Here is a 19,887-nt window from a genome sequence, read left to right on the forward strand (position 1 = left end):
GAGGAAGGCATCGCGTGACGATGAGTTCTGAGTACTCCGCCGAACTGCGGGCAGCTGCCCGTGGCCTGGAACGGCGTCGGTTCCTCACTCTGTCCGGCGCGGCCGCGACACTCGCGTTCACCGTCGGGCTTCCCGGCATGGCCTCGGCCAGTGCGCCCGAGCTCGCGGCGACCCAGGTGACGAGCAACCCGTTCACGCTCGGCGTGGCTTCCGGCGACCCGCAGCACAACTCGACGCTGCTGTGGACCCGGCTGGCACCGGAACCGCTCGTCGCCGACGGCGGGCTGCCCGCGGCCCGGATCTCCGTCAGCTGGGAGCTCGCCTCCGACGAACAGTTCCGTCGCGTCGTGCGCCGCGGCCAGGAATGGGCGCACCCCGAGTTCGGCCACTCCGTGCACGTGGACGTCCAGGGCCTGTCGCCGGACCGTGAGTACCACTACCGGTTCCGCGTGGGCACCTGGGTGAGCCCGGTCGGCCGGACCCGGACCGCACCCGCCCCGGGCGCCCCGGTGCGCTCGATGAGGTTCGCGAACGTCTCCTGCCAGCGCTACGACCAGGGCTACTACACCGCCCACCGCTATCTGGCGCAGGAGGACGTGCACGCCGTCTTCCACACCGGCGACTACCTCTACGAGTACGCGGTCAGCGCCGTCGGTGGCGCCCGTGCCTACACCGACCGGGTGCTGCCCGCCACGGTCAGCCTCGAGACGGCCACCCTGGACGACTACCGGATCCGCTACGGCCTGTACAAGTCGGACCCGGATCTGATGGCCGCGCACGCCGCCCACCCGTTCGTCGTCACCTGGGACGACCACGAGGTCGAGAACAACTACGCCGACGAGACCTCCGAGACCAACGGGCCGGTGGCGGACTTCCTGCTCCGGCGCGCCGCCGCCTACCGCGCGTACTGGGAGAACCAGCCGCTGCGCAGGCCGCAGTTCCCGAACGGGCCGGACATGCAGCTCTACCGGCGCATCAACTGGGGCAGGCTGGCGCAGTTCGACGTCCTCGACACCCGTCAGTACCGCACCGACCAGGCCAACGGCGACGGCTGGAAGCTGCCGACCGCGGCGTCCGAGGCTGAGTCCCAGACGCTGCCGGGCCTCGACCAGGAGAAGTGGCTCATCGACGGATGGGCGAGGTCGAAGGCGCAGTGGAACGTCGTCGCGCAGCAGGTCACCTTCTCCCGCCGGGCGAACCCCAACGGCGACGGGACCCTGTCGATGGACTCCTGGGACGGCTACCCGGCGTCGCGGCAGCGGCTGATCGACGGCTGGAAGAACGGCCTGCCCAGCAGGGGGAACTCCGGCAGGGAGCTGATGGTCCTCACCGGTGACGTGCACGTGGCGTACGGATTCGACATCCTCGACGACTGGGCCGACCCGGCGTCGAAGGTCCTCGGCACCGAGATCGTCGCCACCTCGATCACCAGCGGTGGCAACGGTTCCGCCCAGCCGTCGAACTGGGCCAACTACCTGGCCCGCAACCCGCATCTGAAGTTCTACAACGGGCTGCGCGGCTACGTCCTGGTCAACCTCGGCCGCGAGTCCGCCGACGTCGACTGGAAGACCGTCAGCAGGGTCACCACGCCCGACGGCACCCTGGTCACCGCCGGTTCCTTCACCACGGAGGCGGGCAACCCCGGCCTGGTCACACGCTGACAGGTCGTGCGCTGACCGCCCGCTGACGGCATCACGTTCGGGGTGTCCTCCCACCCCCACCGGGAGGACACCCACCCGGGTCTGCCGGACGGACCGGAACCGCACGCCGTCGTGGGCCATAGTGGTGGCAGAGCGCGGGTCGCACGTGCCGGAGACCACGCGCCGGAGCGGGACGGGCTCGTGCCGTGGGCTCTGTGGTCATCATCAGCGGGTGGTTCCTGTCGGCCCTGGTGGCGCTGGCGGTGATCTGCTGGGCCGGCTGCGCCCTGCTCGCGGTGCGCCGGCGCGGACGGGCCGGTCCGATCGCGGCCGGGTGCCTCGCGTTCCTGCTCACGGTGGCGGCGGCCGCAGACCTCGTCAACGCGCACTACGGCTACCTGCCGCGCCTCGACGACGTCCTCGGGGTGAAGTCCTGGCCGACGGCGTCGGCGGATGCGGCGCTGGCCCCGGGATCGGGGCGGCGCTATCCCGACGGGGTTGTCATCGAGTTGCCGATCACCGGCACGCACAGCGGTTTCGGCACCCGCGACGCCATGATCTACCTGCCGCCGCAGTACTTCACCGAGCCCCGGGCCCGCTTCCCCGTCGTCTACCTCCTGCACGGATCCCCGGGGGTGCCCACCGACTGGTTCCGCGGCGGCGAGGCCGCGCAGATCGGCGCGGATGCGGCAGCGGGCCGTTCGCCTGGGCGTGGGCCCCAGCCCGCGATTCTCGTCGCGCCGCGGGTGAGCCGCGGCTGGCTGGACGACAGCGAATGCGTCGACGGGGCCACGGAACACGTCGAGACATACGTGATCCAGGATGTGATCCCCACGATCGACGCCCGGCTGCGGTCGATCCCGGCCCGGGCCGACCGGGTCCTGGCCGGCATGTCCGCGGGCGGGTTCTGCGCGCTGAACCTCGGCCTGCGTCATCGCGACCTCGTCGCGACCATCATCGACCTGTCCGGCCTGACCAGACCCACCTACGACGCGGGAACGGCGAAGCTCTTCGGCCCTCGTCCGGATCTCGCGCAGGTCGTCGCCGCGAACACACCCGCGCGGTACGCCTCGACGCTGCCGCCGAACCCGCCGATGCGGGTCTGGCTCGACTGCGGCCGCGCTGATCATGAGCCGCTGGACGACATCCGGGAGATGGCGCGCGTCCTCTCCGGGCGCCGCGGGTTCACCGTCACGCTGCGGCTGCGACCGGGCGGGCACGACTTCGGCGTGTGGCGGCCGGCACTGCGGGAAGCCCTGCGCTGGGCGTTGTGACAGCCCTCGTGCCGCACACGCCGCGACGGCCTCCATACTCGGGAGATCATGTCGGGCTGGCATGTCCGTGAAGCAGGGGGAGCTGTTGCCGAAGTGCCATGGGTCCGGTCAGGCGGCCCGGGAGAAGCGACGGTGGATCCCGCGTGTCGCCGCGCTGCTGACACTCGCCATCGGTCTGCTGGACATGGCCTCGGCCGTGACCCCGGGGTGGCGCTCGCGCCTCGATGACCTGCGGGCGCTGCTGCCCATGGCGGTGTCACGGCAGGCGTCCGCGTTCACCGTCGTCGTCGGGATGCTGCTGGTGCTGCTCTCCGCGGGGCTGCGCCGGCGCAAGCGGCGGGCCTGGCGGGCCACCGTTGTCCTGCTGGCCGTCAGCGTCGTCCTGCACGTGCTCAAGGGCCTGGACTATGAGGAGGCCACCGGGTCGGCCGCGTTGCTGGCGGCCCTCGTGGTGACCCGCCGGGAGTTCCGAGCCAAGGGTGACCCGACGACGCGCTGGCGCGCGATCGGCGTCGGGTCGTTCCTCGCTGTGGTCTCCATCGTGGTCGGCCTGGTCCTGCTGCGGCTGCGCCACGATCGGATCGTCGGCCCGCACCCGCTGTCAGCCCAGCTGGAACAGGTCGTGCTGGGGATGGTCGGAATCCAGGGGCCGCTGATGTTCGTCTCGGCCCGTTTCGCTGATCTCGTCTTCCGGATCCTGCTGACCATGGGGGTGCTGACCATCGTCAGCACCGGCTACCTCGCGCTGCGGCCGCCCGAGCCCCGTCCGATGCTGACCGAGGAGGACGAGGCCCGGGTGCGTGTCCTGCTGGCCCGGCGCGGAGCGGACGACTCGCTGGGCTACTTCGTCCTGCGCTCGGACAAGTCCGTCGTCTGGTCGCCGAGCGGCAAGGCCTGCGTGGCCTACCGCGTGGTCTCGGGGGTGATGCTCGCCAGCGGTGACCCACTCGGTGACCGGGAGGCCTGGCCCGGGGCTCTCACCGAGTTCCTTCGTGAGGCTGCCGATCATGCCTGGGTACCCGCGGTCATCGGATGCTCCGAGGCGGGCGGGCTCGCCTGGACCCGCGCCGGCCTGTCGGTGTTGGAGATCGGGGACGAGGCCATCCTCGACACCGCGACCTTCAGCCTGGAGGGCCGGTCGATGCGCAACGTCCGCCAGGCCGTCGCCCGCGTCGAACGCGCCGGCTACACGGCGGTGATCCAACGGGTCAACGAGCTCACCCCGCAGGATCTGGCGTTGCTGCGCAGCCAGGTGGCCCGCTGGCGCGGCAGTGAGACCGAACGCGGCTTCTCCATGGCGCTGGGCCGCATCGGTGATCCCGCCGACGGCGACTGCGTCGTCGTCACGGCCTACTCGGCCGGGGCACCGCCAGCCGACCAGGAGACGCCCGGCACCGCGGCGCCGGACGACGCCGCCCTGCCCCCGGAGGAGGCGAAGCCGGACGAGACCGCCGAGCCCAGACCGCGCGCGGTGCTCCACTTCGTTCCCTGGGGGCGCGACGGGCTGTCGCTGGACGTCATGACGCGCGACCGCAGCGCCGACAACGGCGTCAACGAGTTCCTCATCGTCCAGGCCGTGCGCCAGGCCCAGCAGCTCGGTGTACGGCGGATCTCGCTGAACTTCGCGGTCTTCCGATCCGCGATCGAACGCGGCGAACGCCTCGGCGCCGGACCGATGATCCGTTGGTGGCGCGGGCTGTTGATCTTCCTTTCCCGCTGGTTCCAGATCGACAGCCTCTACCGGTTCAACGCCAAGTTCTCCCCGACCTGGTCGCCGCGCTACGTCTGCTATCCCACCACCACCGACCTGCCCCGGATCGCCCTGGCCATGCTCGAGGCCGAGGCCTTCCTGGTCTGGCCACGCTGGCGGGAACACCTTCCCCTCCGTCGCCACCGCAGCAGGCGCTGCGAGGGATAGGCACCGGTCAGCGGTGCGGAGGCGCGGGCGCCTCCCGCGTGGCTGTTCCAAGGCCGGCCGTGATCTCCTCGGGTCTCAGGAACCGTCTGTTCGCCGCCGCATGGTGACACCGATCTGCCGCGGGACGCCGGGGACCCATGTCACCGCATCGCCAACCCGCGCGATGCCGGCGTCGGAACGGGACGCCGCGCCGACGCCGACAGCGCCGGCGCCGATACCCGCGCCGACGCGGACGCCGACGCGCGAACCCGAGCCGGCACCGGGGCGATCCGCCGGCAAGCCGCCCCGAGACCCCGGGTGGCTACCCTGAAGCAACGATTCGACGAACAGCACGGTGAGCGCCGCGGCCAGCCGCGCACCCGGCCCGGACAGGACCCGGTGGCCACCCGGTACCGATTCCAGCCGGGCGGTCCGCACCGTCCGGGTGATGATCCGCGCGAGGTGGTGCGGGCTGACCTCGTCGTGGCGACCGTGGATGAGCAGGGTGGGAAGATCGGGAAGCGCCCGCGGCGGCAGGCCCTCGGGCATCTCGCCCGCGAACGCCCGGTGCAGCAGCGGCAGGCCGAGCAGGACGAGCGCGTCCGGCCGCAGCGCGGGTGAACCGGCCAGCTCCAGCGCGCGCAACGCCCCGGTGTCGGAGCCGAACAGGACGAACGGGGCCCCCGGCCGCCGGGCCTCGGCAAGCGCGACGTCGGCATGTTCGGCCGACCCCAGGAACGTCACGTCGTAGCCGTCGACAGCCAACCGCAGCGCGACCCGTTCGAAGTGGGTGACGTCCTCGCCGCGGCCGGGCATGAGCACGATCGACGCACGGGGCGGGCTGTTCCCGTCCATCGCGGGCCAGAAGCGGGTCGCGGCGCGGCCGAGATAGCCGCGAAGTTGGCGGTTGGAGCGCGCCGGGGTCTGTCGGCTGTCAGTGACGGAGGACATCTGTTGCTCCTGGAAACGGGGACAGCGGCGCCGAAAACGCCGTTTGTCCCGGACGGGAGGGACGGGCCCGGTTTCTTCGCCAATGACCTCGGAAACCGGGGTGAGAACCGCCGGAAAACCGGCAACGGAAACGTCGACACAACAGTGCCGTAGAACTGTACGGGAAACCGTTCAGGATGCCGGTGACTGCACCGGGCCCGCGCGTCGTCGACCCGACGGAAAGCACCCCAGCCGGGGCCAGAACGCCCGGTGGGAGAAACTGTCAGGCGGGTACGGAAAACACCACGATCAGGCCACGGCGAGCAACGGGGTGACCCGGCCGACAGCTGGCAACCTCAGTACGCGGATGACCGTCAACAGGCCGCGGAGGAAACCAGCAGGAAGTCGATGTGGCAGCGGGTCACGAGGCGCGTCGCACGAAAAACCCTGGTTGTTGGCGAACCCAGGGTTGTTGGCAAACCCAGCCGCGACATACGACGACTCTGCGCCGCCGCGGCCCGGATGTCAACAGTTTCGCGGTAGGCCGCTGTAATTCTGACGCCGCCGCACCGACGCAATGCCCGGAAAGCGGCCGTCATCGGCTTCCGAACTGGGCCGGGCGGGCAGCCGGGGCGGGAGGCCGGGCACGCGGCCAGGGCAGGAGGCCGGACGCGCGGCTCGACTGGTGCGTGTGTGAGGACGAGCTCGCGCTCCCGCCCCTCCTCCGCGGACGCACCTGACGCGACGCACGCGGGCTGGCACTTCACCCCAGGGCGCGTCGGCGTCCCGCCGCCGGTCCGGGGCCGAGCCCCCCGCCTCGGCAGTTCCGGCGTCCACCGGTGGCCGGTCAGCGACCCGGGCATGACGCCGCCCTCGTCGGAGGACTGGCCGAGGCGCAGCTGTGCTGACTGGTGATGCTGTGCTGACTGGTACCGAGCGGGCGCGTACCGAGCTCGCGATACGCGGGTTGTTGTCGTGGCGAGCTCCGGGTTCAGGGGAGCTCGCGCACGGCCGATCCGCGCCGAGAGCGGGCTACGGCTTGCGGCCAACACCACCGAAGATGTGGAGCGACTGCGGCTCCTGCCCGGGCACGGGCCGCCAGAACGGCGTCGAGACCACGCCCGGCTCGACGATCTCGAGCCCGTCGAAGAAGGACGTGACCTGCTCCGGGGTGCGCAGGTTGTAGGGGTGACCGTCGGCCTGGGTGATCTCGATCGCCTTGTCGACGTCCTCGCCGTGGGTGCCGTCGTTGAGCGCCAGATAGCTGCCCGACGGCACCTCGCCGAGCAGGTGCCTCACGATTGCCCGTGCCTCATCGGTGTCGGCGACGTTCCCCATGATGCCGAACATGACGAGCGCGACCGGCTTGGTGAAGTCCAGGAGCTCGGCCGCCCCGGTGAGAATTCCGGCGGGATCACGAACGTCGGAGTCGACATAGGCGGTGGCGCCGCCGGGTGCGCTGGTCAGCAGCGCGCGGGCATGCACCAGCACCAGCGGATCGTTGTCCACATAGACGACGCGGGAATCCGGGGCGATTCGCTGCGCGACCTCATGGGTGTTGTCCGCCGTCGGCAGGCCGGTGCCGATGTCCAGGAACTGGCGAATACCGACCTCGCCGGCGAGGAACGTGACCGCGCGGACCAGGAACTCCCGCTGCGCGCGGGCGACCCGCACGATGTCCGGGTAGACCTCGTAGACCTTGTCGCCCAACTCCCGGTCGGCGGGAAAGTTGTCCTTGCCTCCGAGCCAGTAGTTCCAGACCCGCGCGGAGTGCGGCACACCCGTGTCCACCCGGGACCATGCGCTCTGCGCCAACTCGTCAGCACCCATGTTGACCATCATGCACACCCTGGTGCATCCCGCAGCAGGATGGTCACGATCGGAGACTCCCGACCCGGCATCTGTTGGGCGTAGGTCGTTGTCCTCCACCGGCAACCCGCCGGATCGTGTGTGCTCAGGTCTTCCGCGCTGGGCTGGCCTCCAGCCAGAAACGTCTGCGCTGGAAGGCGTAGGTGGGCAGGTCCACCCCGCGGGCGCCGGTTCCGGTGAGGAATGCCTGCCAGTTCACCACGACGCCGCGGATGTGCAGCGCGGCCAGCAGATCCGTGATGCCCCGGACCGCTGTGCGGCCAGCGGGTAGCAACACCAGGTCAGCTGCGCCGTTCGACCCGCCGCCATCCGCCGCGGACGTCCCGATGACCACCGCCGTGGCGGTGGAGGGAACGCGGCGGTCGTCAGGGGACGCCGGGACCGACGACGGATGCGTCGCGATCAGAGCGCGCACGTCGTCGGCGGTCAGAGTGCCGTTCACATACGCGGCAGCCAGTTCGCCCGTGCCGACGCCGAGAACCATGTCCGCGCGCACCCCGCAGGATTCCAGCAGCCGGCACAGCGCGACCTGCGAGGCGAAACCCGCCCAGGCCTCCGGGGCCGTGTTCCCGTCCGCGCGTTCGAGCCCTGGTTCGTCGAACGCCGTGCCGATGGCCCGCAGGGCGGCCGCGAAGGCGGCGAAGCGCTCCGCCAGCGCGCTGTCATGGCCCGGAAGCCTGCCGGGCCGGTCGGGGAAGACGAAGGCGAGCGGAACGCCGGAAGCCGCGAAGCCGGATGTCGTGCCGACCGGAGCGGCCCGGTCGGCGTGCCCCGCGCTGACAACGCCTCGCGTCACGGTCACCGGCTCCGCCGAGCCGGCGGCGCGCGAACCGCCGACGGGTGAACCGACGGCGGGTGAACCGTCAGCCGGACCGATGGCGGGTGCGAACTCCATCTCGGCGGCGTGGGTTCCCGCGGCGACGGCGGCGAGTCCCCGCCTGAGCTGGGCGGGGTCGGCGGCGACGAGCACCGCCCTGTGCTCGAAGGCGGAGCGGCCGGTCGCCAACGTGTACGCGACATCGGCCGGGGCGAGGTCGGGGTGTTCGTTCAGATGCGCGAGCAGTCGCTCGGCCTGACCGCGCAGGCCGGCCGCGGATCGCGCCGAGAGCAGCCAGGGCACGACGTCAAGGCCCCCGTCGCTGCCTTCGCCCGCGCGGCGGGCCGTGGGTTCCTCGAGCTCCCGCGGAACCTGTTCGAGCTCCCGCGGAACCTGTTCGAGGACGGCGTGGGCCAGGGTGCCGTTGGCTCCGAAGGAGGAGACACCGATCCGCCTGGGGCGGCCTTCGGTGGCCGGCCAGGGGACGGATTCCCGCAACAGCGCCACACCGCCGTGTGCCCAGTCGGCGTGCGGGGTCGGCGCGTCGACGTGCAGGGTGCGCGGGAGAACCCCGTGCCGCATCGCCATCACGGCCTTGATGACGGCACCGGCACCGCCGGCGGCCTGGGTGTGCCCGAGGTTCGACTTCAGCGAACCGAGCCACAGCGGACGGCCGGCGGGCCGGCCGCGGCCGTAGGTGGCGAGCAGCGCGGCGAGCTCGATCGGGTCGCCGACCGGGGTGCCGGTGCCGTGGCCCTCGACCGCGTCGACGTCGCCCGGTTCGAGGCGGGCGTCCGCGAGCGCGCGGGTGATCAGCCGTTCCTGGGACGCCGCGCTGGGCGCGGTGAAGCCGTTGGTGGCACCGCTCTGGTCGACCGCGCTGCCCCGCACCACCGCGAGTACCGGGTGACCGTTGCGCCGGGCGTCGCTGAGGCGTTCCACCAGCAGGACGCCGACGCCTTCGGAGATGCCGGTGCCGTCGGCGGCGGCGGCGAACGACTTGCAGCGGCTGTCCGCGGCCAGGCCCTGGCCCGTCCTGGTGGTCTCCTCCCACAGCTCGGTGGTGGCGAGCACGGACACCCCGCCGACCAGCGCCAGGGCGCATTCACCACGCCGCAGGGCCTGACTGGCCAGGTGCAGGCCGACGAGCGACGAGGCGCAGGCGGCGTCCAGGGTGACGCACGGTCCTTCGAGGCCGAGGGTGTAGGCGACCCGGCCGGACGCGATGCTGCCGGCGCTGCCGAAGTAGGTGTAGCCGTCGATTCCCGGCGGGGGCGGGCGCAGCCGGTAGCCGTAGTCGTGGAAGATCACGCCGAAGAACACACCGGTACTGCTGCCGCGGGCGGTGAGCGGGTCGATGCCCGCGTGCTCGAACGCCTCCCACGAGGTCTCCAGCAGCAGGCGCTGCTGCGGGTCGGTCGCCAGCGCCTCGTTCTCCGTCAGGCCGAAGAACTCCGGGTCGAAGTCGGCCGCGTCGTGCAGGAATCCGCCACCGAAGCACGGCAGGGCGGACGTGTCCCACCCTCGGTTCGACGGGAACGGGGAGATCGCGTCGCCGCCGGCGGCGACGAACCGCCACAGCTCGTCCGGGGAACGCAGACCGCCCGGGAAGCGGCAGGCCATCCCGATCACGGCGATGGGTTCGGTCGTCGCGGCGAGTTGCCGACGCAGGCGCTCATTCTCCTTCATCGTCGCCCGCAGCGCCTCGACGAGCCTGTCGGCGGTGTTGGTCACCCTTGCCTCCTGCGGTCGGTGTCGCACACAGGTCGGTCGATCACGAGTCGTCGCCGAGCGCCAGCCGGATCAGGGCCTCGGCGTCCATCTCGTCGAACGCGGTGTCGGTGTGCTCGTCCGGTTCCCCGCCGTGAGTGGCCACGACCACCGGCGGTCCCGCCGCCACGTCGCCGGGCCCGGAGCTGGGCGCGGTGCGGGGCGCGGTGTCGTCGCTCCCGGTGGCTGGATCGGGGGCATGCAGCTGATCCCGCAGGTGGCCGGCAATCGCGGCGGGCGTCGGGAAGTCGAAGACCAGCGTCGGCCGCAGCCGCACCCCGGTCGCGGCCGCCAGTCGGTTGCGGAACTGCAGTGACGCCAGCGAGTCGAACCCCAGCTCCTTGAACGGCCGGTGTGGGGCCACCTCGTCGGCGGACGCGTGGCCCAGCGCCGCCGCGGCCGTGGCGCACACGGCGTCCAGCAGGAGCCTGTCCCGCTCGGTGGCGCTCAGCCCGGCCAGTCGCTGGGTCAGGGTGCGGGCCGAGACCGCGGTGGCGCTGTCGACCGTCCGCCGGACCGGACGGCGGACGAGGCCGCGCAGCAGTGGCGTGACAGCGTCGGCCGGCAGCGAGCGCGGATCCAGCCGCATCGGCAGCAGGACGGGACGATCGTCGGCGAGCGCGGCGTCCAGCAGTGCCATCCCGTCGGCCGCGGAGATCGGGAGCAGTCCGCCCGCGGCCATCCGGCGCGCCAGCGTGGCTGGCTCGAGATGACCGGCCATCGCGCTGCGAGGAGCCCAGTATCCCCAGCCGAGCGCCACCGCGGGCAGCCCGGCGAGGCGGCGGTGGCGGGCCAGCGCCTCCAGGAAGGTGTTGGCGGCGGCGTAGTTGCCCTGCCCGGGGCTGCCGAACGTGGCCGCGGACGACGAGAACATCACGAAGGCGTGCAGGTCCTGGCCCTGGGTCAGCTCGTGCAGGTGCAGCGCGGCATCCATCTTCGGGCGCAGCACGCGCTCCAGGTGGTCAGGGGTGAGGGAGCCGAGCACGCCGTCGTCGAGCACACCGGCGGTGTGGACGACCGCGGTCAGCGGATGATCGGCGGGGATCGTGGCCAGCAGGTCGGCCACCGCGGCCCGGTCCGCGACATCGCAGGCCGCCACCGCGACCCGGGCGCCCAGCGCGGCCAGCTCGTCGGCCAGTGCGGTGGCGCCGGGGGCGTGCGGGCCGCCGCGGCTGGCCAGCAACAGGTGCCGGACTCCGTGCGTGGTGACCAGATGCCGCGCGACCAGCCCGCCGAGCGTTCCGGTGCCTCCGGTGATCAGCGTCGTCCCGGCGCGCCTCCACCCGGCGGGCGCCTCCGTCGTCGCCTCGGCACCCGTCGACGTCACCGCCGACCTGGCGGTTGCTCTGGTCGTCGATCTGGCCGTCGATCTGGCCGTCGACGCGCGGACGAGCCGCTGGCCCAACACGGCACCGGCCCGGATCACGACCCGCGGCTCCGGGCAGCTGACCGCGGCCGGCAGCGCTCGGGACGACTCCGGGGCGGAGTCGACATCCACGAGCAGGAAACGGTCCGGGTTCTCGGACGCGGCGGAGGCGATGAGCCCCCACACCGGGGCGGCGACGAGATCGACCCCGCCATCGCCGGGCGCATCCGCGACCGCGCCTGCGGTGACGACGACGAACCTGGTGGCGGCGAAACGCTCGTCGGCGAGCCAGTCCCGCGCCAGGGTCAGGATCCGTCGCAGGGCCGCGCGCGCCGCCAGCGCGACGTCGCCGCCGGATTCGGTGGTCTCCGTCGGCCGCGGAGGGCAGGTCACCAGGAGGACGTCGGGAACAGGACGCCCCGTGCCGTCCCCGGCCGCCTCGGCCAGATCGGCGCAGCCGTGGATGTCCACGCCGGCCAGCGCGAGCGCGGTGCGCAGCCCGAACGGATCCGGCCCCACGACCGCCCACCGCCGCGCCGCCGGCGGAGCCGGAGCCACCTGGCCCGGCCCGGGCTGGGCCTGGTCCGTCGCGGGTACCCATTCGACCGCGAACATCGCGTCCGCGAGCTGCCCGGGCCGCGCGCGCAGCCGAGTGGGCTCCACCTCCCGGAACACGATCGAGCCGATCGACGCCACCGGCGCGCCGGTATGGTCGGCGATCCGCACGCCGACCGCGTCCGGCCCGGCGCCGGCGACGACGTGGACGCGGAGGGTCCGCGCCCCGGTCGCGTACAGGCACACCTCGTGATATTCGGCGGAGGTGACGACCGGTGCGCCGGCGGACATCGGCACCGAGCCGGGGAGCCCTCCCGCCCCGGTAACCGGTCGGGAGGCCTGGCCGGCCTCCAGATGGTGCCGGAGAGCAAGCTGACCGGCTGCCGCGAGCAGCGCCGGGTGGAGCCCGAACCGGCTCCCGTCGTCGTCCCCGTCCGTGTCGGCGCCACCGTCGCGATCACCGTCGACGTCGTGGTCATGGCTGTGCCCGTGAGCACCGGCCGCGAGGGTGACCTCGGCGAACAGCCCGGTCGGTGCCCGCCAGACCGAGGTCGGCCGGGGGCCCTCCTGCGGATCTCCGTGGCCGGCGGCACGAAGGTCCGCATAGAGGCCGTCGACGTCCAGTGGCGAGGCGCCCGCGGGAGGCCAGACGTCCAGGTCGACGGTGGGCGCGGCCGTGTCGGTCAGCACCGCGGGGGTGTCGGTCAGCACCGCGGTCGCGTGGGCCGTCCAGGTCGCGTCAGCCGGGGCGTCGTCCGGGCAGGCGTGCACCGTCAGCGGGCGGCGCCCGGCACCGTCCGGCGGGCCGATCCGCGCCTGGATGCGAAGTCCGCCGGATTCGGGCAGAACCAGCGGTTCGGTCACGGCAAGCTCGGTCACCGTCGTCGCGCCGATCTCGTCACCGGCGCGGATGGCCAGCTCCAGCAGAACGGAGTCCGGCGCGACCGGGATCCCGGCCAGGGTGCGCCCGGCCAGCCACGGCTGCGTCGCGATGGCGATCCGGCCCGTCAACAGCTGGCCACCGTCGGCGAGCGGCACCACCTCGGCGAGCAGCGGATGGTCCAGCGGCTCACCAGCCGCGGTCACGCCGCTCGCGGGGCGCGGCGCGGCGGCCCGTGGCCAGAAACGCCGGCGTTGGAAGGCGTAGGTCGGCAGCGCGGCCGGGCGGGCCGGGGTTCCGGCGAACGCCGCCCGCCAGTCGACGTCGACGCCGCGGACATGCAGCTGCGCGAGCGCGTGGAGCAGGCGGTCCGCGCCTCCCCCGCCTCGTTGCAGGGTGCCGACGACGGCGGCGTCACGGCCGGTCTGCTCCACCGTCTCCGCGAGCGCGAACCCGACCACCGGGTGCGGGCTGACCTCGACGAACGTGTCGAAACCGGCGGCCAGCAGCGCGGTGGTGGCCGCTTCGAGCAGCACCGGTTCGCGGGTGTTGGAGTACCAGTACTCGGCGCCGGGCGGCGCCCCGTCCAGCAGCCCGCCGGTCACCGTCGAGTAGAACGGGATCCGCGCCCGGCTGCCCGTCACCGGCCGCAGGATCTCCATCAGCTCGGGACGGATGCCGTCCACCTGGGCGCAGTGCGTCGCGACCGACGCCGCCACGCTCCGCGCGCGAACGCCCTCGTCGGTGAGCTCGGCGAGCAGCTCCGTCAGGGCGGCGGTCTCCCCCGCGACGGTGACCTGGCGCGGACCGTTGACACCGCCGATGGCGAGCCGGCCGCCGAAGCGGGCGAGCCGGGCCTGCACGGCGGCGGCGGGCAGTGCGACGGAGGCCAACGCTCCGCGGCCACGCAGGCGCTCGGCCAGCAGCCGGCTGCGCAGCGCGATGACCCGGGCGGCGTCGGCGAGGGAGAGGATCCCGGCGACGTGCGCGGCGGCGACCTCGCCCTGGCTGGTCCCGACCACGGCGGCCGGGGTCACTCCGTAGGCCTCCCAGGCCGCCGCGAGCGACACCATCATCGACATCAGGGCGGGCTGGATCACCTCGATGTCGTCGAGCCCGGGGGCGTCCTCGGCACCGCTGACGACGTCCAGCAGGGACCAGCCGAAGTAGGGCGCGAACGCCTCGGCGCAGGCGGTCATCCGCTCGCGGAACGGTGGGCAGGACCTGAGCAGCTCCCGGCCCATGCCGGCCCACTGGGAGCCCTGCCCGGGGAAGACGAAGGCGACCCGTGGGTCAGGTCGCGCCAGGCCCCGGGCGATCAGCGCACCCGCCGGCTCGTCGGTGAAGGTGACAGAGGCGGTGGGGACGTCGCCGACGAGCCCGTCGGCGGGACCCGGCTCGGCGGCGAGCCGTGCGAGCCCGGCGCCCAGGCCCGCGTGGTCCGCGCCGACGACGACGGCCCGGTGGTCGAACGTGCCGCGGGTGGTCACCGTGGCCAGGGCGACATCCGGCACGGCCGTGTCGGGATGGTCGGCGAGATGGGCGGCCAGTCGTCGCGCCTGGGCACGCAGAGCCCGCTCGCTGCGCGCCGAGACGAGCAGCGGCACCGGGAGTGGCTCCGCCCGGGGCGACTGGCCACCGTCGGCGCCGGTCGGGACGTCCGGCCCGCCAGCCGCGGGGTCGTCTGCCGCGGGGTCGTCCTCCGCCGGGTCGTCGGGTGCCTCACGGACGATCACGTGAGCGTTGGTGCCGCTGATCCCGAAGGCGGAGATCCCGGCCCGGCGCGGGCCTCGCCCGTTCGAGTCAGGTCCGTCCGGGCCGGGCCCGTTCCGCGGGTCCGCGCCGGCCGGGCGGTCCGGCCAGGGAATCCGTTCGGTCAGCAGCCGGACGGCGCCCGCGTCCCAGTCGACGTGCGGGGTGGGCTCGGTGGCGTGCAGCGTGCGCGGCAGCTGGCCGTGCCGCATCGCCAGGACCATTTTGATCACTCCGGCGACCCCGGCGGCGGCCTGGGTGTGCCCGATGTTGGACTTCAGCGATCCCAGCCACAGCGGTTGCCGCGCCGGCCGGTCCCGGCCGTAGGTGGCGATGAGCGCCTGGGCCTCGATGGGATCACCCAGCTTCGTCCCGGTGCCGTGGGCCTCCACCGCGTCGACGTCGGACGCGGACAGCCCGGCGGCGGCGAGCGCCTGGCGGATCACCCGCTGCTGCGCCGGGCCGTTCGGCGCGCTGAGCCCGTTGGACGCGCCGTCGGAGTTGACCGCGCTGCCCTCGACCAGGGCGAGCACCGGATGACCGTTGCGGCGGGCGTCACCGAGCCGTTCCAGGACCAGGATCCCGACGCCCTCGGACAGCCCCGTTCCGTCGCCGCCCGCGCCGAAGGCCTGGCAGCGGCCGTCCGGCGACAGCGCGCGCTGCCGGCTGAACTCGACGTACATCAGCGGCGAGGACATCACCACCGCGGCTCCGGCCAGCGCCAGTGAGCACTCCCCCTGCCGCAGTGCCGCGACCGCCTGGTGCAGGGCCACCAGCGAGGAGGAACAGGCGGTGTCCACCGTGACGGCCGGCCCCTGCAGTCCGAGGGCGTAGGAGATGCGGCCGGACATCACGCTGGCGGCGTTGCCGATGCCGATATAGCCCTCCATCGGCTCGGCGGCGGCCATCGCCCGCGGTCCGTAGTCCTGGACGTTGGTGCCGACGAACACGCCCCCGGAGGTTCCGTGCAGACTGGCCGGGTCGATGCCGGCGCGTTCGAGCGCCTCCCAGGACACCTCGAGCAGCAGGCGCTGCTGGGGGTCCATCGCCAGGGCCTCACGGGGGCCGATACCGAAGAACTCGGCGTCGAACTCCGCGACGTCGGCGAGGAAGCCGCCGTGGCGCACATAGGAGGTGCCCGGGCGCTCGGGGTCCGGGTCGTAGAGGTCATCGAGGTTCCAGCCCCGGTCGGTCGGGAACCCGGTGATCGCGTCCTGTCCGTCGGCCACCAGCCGCCACAGGTCCTCGGGTGAGCGGACACCGCCGGGCAGCCGGCAGGCCATGGCGACGATCGCGACCGGTTCGGCCTCGGGGGGAGCGCCGAGGCCCGCGACCGCCCCGGCGGCGGTGGGGCCGGGGACGGTGTTCGTGTCGGTGCTCGTGTCGGTGCTCGTGCCGAGGCTCGCGGCGAGCTCCGTGCCGAGGAACTCCGCGAGCGCGGCCGGGGTCGGATAGTCGAACACCAGCGTGGCCGGCAGCCGCAGGCCGAACACCTCGCCGATCCGGTTTCGCAGGTCGACGGAGGTGAGTGAGTCGAAGCCGAGGTCCCGGAAGGCACGCTGCGCACCCACCGTCGCCGCGTCGGCGTGCCCGAGCACGGCCGCGGCCCGGGCCCGGACCTCGTCGACAAGCGCGCGGTCACGCTCGCCGGCGGGCAGGGCGGCGAGCCGGCGGACCAGCGGCGGCATCTCCTCCGCTGACGTCGTCCCGCCCTCGGTGCGACTATCGGCCAGCTCGCGTGCCTCGGGCAGCGTGTCGAGCAGCGGACGGGGGCCGGCCGAGGTGAAGACGGGGATGAAACGGCTCCAGTCGATCTCGGCGACGACCACCTCGGTCTCGTCGTGGCCGAGTGCCTGCCCCATGGCTTCCAGCGCCAGGTCCGGGTCGAGGAAGCCCAGTCCGCGCGCCCGCTGCCGCAGTGCCGTCGGATCGTCGCCGGCGCCGGCGCCCTCGCCGTCGCCGTCGCCGTCGCCGTCGCCGTAACTGTCGCTGTCGCCGTATCTGTCGCTGCCGCCAGGCGCGACGCCGACGGAATCGATGGCGGGCGCGGTGCCGTCCGCCCGCAGCGGTTGCCACAGGCCCCAGGCGATCGAGGTCGCGGGCAGGCCCCGGGCCCGGCGCCGCTGCGCCAGCGCGTCCAGGGAGGCGTTCGCGGCGGCATAGGCCGCGTGATCCGCGCTGCCCCACACTCCGGTGACCGAGGAGAACAGCACGAACGCGTCGAGCGTGTCGGTGTCGAACAGCTCGTCGAGGACCTGCGCGGCACCCGCCTTCGTGGCGAGGACAGCGGCGAGCTCGCCGGGAGTGACGTCGTCCAGGGGGCGCAGCCCCAGCAGCGCGGCGGCGTGCACGACCGAGCGGATCGGCTCGTCAGCGGTGCCGTGCGCGCCGACGACCGCGGCCAGCGCGTCGGGATCGGCCGGGTCACAGGTGGCGACGGTCAGTCGTGTCGGCTGCTGCGGCTGCTGCTGCCCAGGCCGCGGGTGCTGTGCAGGCCGCGGGTGCCGTGCGGGCCGCGACTGCTGGGACCGCCCATGCAGCGGGGCGAGGTCGGGGTCGTCGGCCCGGTGTGGCCCGACGAGCACGACATGGTCGGCGCCGTGGTCGAACAGCCAGCTGGCCAGATATGGGCCGAGCGGGCCGCCACCGCTCGTGACCAGGACCGTCCCTCGCGGACGCCACCGACGGGGCGCGACAGCACCGAGCGGAGCCCGTGACAGCCTGCGGGCGAACACGGCCTGGGTCCGGATCGCGAGCTGGTCCTCGCCGGAGGTTCCCCGCAGGATGTCCCTCAGCCGCCCCCGGGCCCTGTCGTCGAGTGACGCGGGAAGGTCGACCAGCCCGCCCCAGCTGGCCGGGTGCTCCAGCGCCGCCACCCGGCCCAGGCCCCAGATCTGCGCCTGGCTCGGGTCAGCCACCGGGCCATCGGCATCGGCATCGTCGGCTCCGGTGGACACCGCGCCGCGGGTGAGGCACCACAACGGCGTGTCGGTGCCCAGATCGCCCATCGCCTGCGTGAGCGCCAGCGTCGCGGCCACCCCGACTCCCAGGCCAGGCAGCTCGGGATGCGCGGTGTCCGTCAGCGCGAGCAGCGAGACCACGCCGCGGACGGCACCGTCAGGGCCCGACCCGGCCGAGCGCAGGCGGCTGGCGAACGCGTCCCGCGAGACGTCCTCGGCGCCGACCGGCAGGCTCACCACGTCGGAGCCGTCCTCGGCCAGGGCACGTGCCACGTCCGCACACACGGCGGTGACCTCGCCGGGCGCCGTCGACGGAACGAGCAACAGCCAGGTACCGGCGGCCTCGCCGCCCGTGGGCAGGCTGATCGGCTGCCAGCCGACGCGGTAGCGCAGGTCGTCGAGGGCGGCCCGGTGTCGGTGGCCGCGGCGCCACGCGGACAGCGCCGGCAGGATGTCGTGCAGCGAAGCGGTGGGGCCCAGGTCGAGGGCGCCGGCGAGCGCAGGGACGTCGACCTGTTCGACCATGTCCCAGAACGCCGCCTCCGACCCGTCGCCGCGGTCGGCGGACCGGGTGGGGGCGGTGGCCGACAGCCAGTAGCGCCGGTGCTCGAAGGGGTAGGTGGGCAGGTCGACCAGGCGCCCCCCGGCCACCAGCGGACCCCAGTCCACCGCCACGCCGCGGACCCACAGCTCCGCCGCGCTGGTGGCGAGCCGCCGCGGCCCACCGTCGTCACGCCGCAGTGACCCGACGACGACCGCGTCGTGGACGCCGGCGGCCTCCGCCGTGCCCGCGACCGCCGCGGTGAGCACCGGATGCGGGCTGATCTCCAGGAAGACCCGGCAGCCGTCCGCGACAAGCCCCTCGATGACGGTCCCGAAGCGCACCGTCGACCGCAGGTTCCGGTACCAGTAGTCACCGTCCATCACGGCCGGGTCCAGCGGGCCGCCGGTCACCGTCGACCACACCGGCACCGTGCCCGCGGCGGGCACGAGATCCGCCAGCTCCGCGGCGAGCGGCTCGTGGACCCGCTCCACCTGGGCCGTGTGGGAGGCGTAGTCCACCGGCAGCCGCCGGGCTCGTACGCCCTCGTGCTCCCAGCGGGCCAGCAGGTCCGCCAGCGCCTCCGGCGGCCCGGCCACCGTGGTCGCCGACGGCCCGTTCACCGCCGCGACCTCCAGCCCGCCGGCCTGGGCCGCCAGCAGCGCCTCGACCTCACCGGCCGGCAGGGCCACCGACGCCATACCGCCCGCCCCCGCCAGCACCCGTGCGATCACCCGCGACCGGACCGCCACCACCCGCGCCGCGTCCTGCACCGACAGCACGCCCGCGACGCACGCCGCCGCGATCTCCCCCTGTGAATGCCCCACGACCACGTCGGGCCGCACCCCCCACGACTCCCACACCGCCGCCAGGCCCACCATCACCGCCCACGACACCGGCTGCACCACGTCCACCCGCTCGAGCGACGGCGCCCCCGCCACATCCCGCAGCACATCCAGCACCGACCAGCCCACCAGCGGCCGCAACGCCTGATCACACTCCGCCACCCGCCGCGCGAACACCGCCGACGACTCCAGCAGCTCCACGCCCATCCCCGCCCACTGCGCCCCCTGCCCCGGGAACACCCACACCACCCGGTCATCACCACCGCGCACGGCCCCGCGGACCAGGTCCGTCACCGGCTCACCGTCACCGGCGGCCAGGATCCGCAGTGCTTCGGCGTGCCCGTTCTCGTCACCGTCCGCGAGAGCCCGTACCACGACCGCTCGGTGGTCGAGCGCCGCCCGCCCGCGGGCCAGGGACCAGCCGACGTCCAGCGCGGACGGAGCATCGTCACCCTGCGGTGGCGCACCGACGCCGGTGCCCGCCAGGCAGGCCGCCAGCCGCTCGGCCTGGGCCCGAAGAGCCGTCGCCGTCCGCGCCGACAGAACCCAGGGCACGACCCCGAAGCCACCGGCCATGACGGTGCTCTGCGCCGAGTCACCGCCGAAGGTGCCCGCGGCCGTCGGCTCCGAGCCGGAATCCGCGGGGGCCTGTTCCGCAGGGGGTTCTTCGAGGATGACGTGCGCGTTCGTCCCCGACATCCCAAACGACGACACCCCCGCCCGCCGCACCCGACCCCCCACCTCAGGCCACCCCACCGACTCCCGCACCACCTCCACACCCCCCACCGACC

Annotated in this window: 7 protein-coding genes; 3 read left to right on the plus strand and 4 right to left on the minus strand. The window is 73.6% G+C overall.

Annotated elements, in window-relative coordinates; genetic code table 11:
- Positions 1 to 20: 20 nt before the first annotated feature.
- The 3 genes from ACG83_RS33905 to ACG83_RS33915 all read left to right on the plus strand — a co-directional run bounded on the left by ACG83_RS33905 (position 21) and on the right by ACG83_RS33915 (position 4,832).
- Positions 21 to 1,661: an alkaline phosphatase gene (locus ACG83_RS33905; RefSeq protein ID WP_054570379.1), complete on the plus strand. Its 1,641-nt coding sequence runs from the start codon at positions 21 to 23 to the stop codon at positions 1,659 to 1,661.
- 185 nt (positions 1,662 to 1,846) lie between these two features.
- The gene (locus tag ACG83_RS33910; protein ID WP_054570317.1) at positions 1,847 to 2,914 is read left to right on the plus strand and encodes an esterase family protein; all 1,068 of its coding nucleotides are present in this window, start codon (positions 1,847 to 1,849) and stop codon (positions 2,912 to 2,914) included.
- Positions 2,915 to 2,975: 61 nt separating this feature from the next.
- Entirely contained in the window at positions 2,976 to 4,832 is a 1,857-nt protein-coding gene (locus ACG83_RS33915) for a phosphatidylglycerol lysyltransferase domain-containing protein (protein ID WP_083473812.1), read from the plus strand.
- 75 nt (positions 4,833 to 4,907) lie between these two features.
- On the opposite strand, the gene ACG83_RS33920 is transcribed toward ACG83_RS33915, so the two are convergent.
- The 4 genes from ACG83_RS33920 to ACG83_RS33935 all read right to left on the minus strand — a co-directional run.
- Complete coding sequence (locus ACG83_RS33920; RefSeq protein ID WP_054570318.1) at positions 4,908 to 5,762, minus strand: alpha/beta hydrolase; 855 nt, start codon at positions 5,760 to 5,762, stop codon at positions 4,908 to 4,910.
- Between the two features lie 1,011 nt (positions 5,763 to 6,773).
- Positions 6,774 to 7,580, minus strand: a complete 807-nt coding sequence (locus tag ACG83_RS33925; RefSeq protein WP_235498355.1) for an SAM-dependent methyltransferase — start codon at positions 7,578 to 7,580, stop codon at positions 6,774 to 6,776.
- 115 nt (positions 7,581 to 7,695) lie between these two features.
- Positions 7,696 to 10,161 (minus strand): type I polyketide synthase, encoded by a 2,466-nt coding sequence (locus ACG83_RS33930; protein WP_054570319.1) that lies wholly within the window; start codon positions 10,159 to 10,161, stop codon positions 7,696 to 7,698.
- Positions 10,162 to 10,201: 40 nt separating this feature from the next.
- Positions 10,202 to 19,887 (minus strand): type I polyketide synthase (locus ACG83_RS33935; RefSeq protein WP_054570382.1); only part of this gene is annotated, 9,686 nt, incomplete at its 5' end.

It is taken from the genome of Frankia sp. R43 (assembly GCF_001306465.1).
Taxonomy (GTDB): Bacteria; Actinomycetota; Actinomycetes; order Frankiales; family Frankiaceae; genus Parafrankia; species Parafrankia irregularis.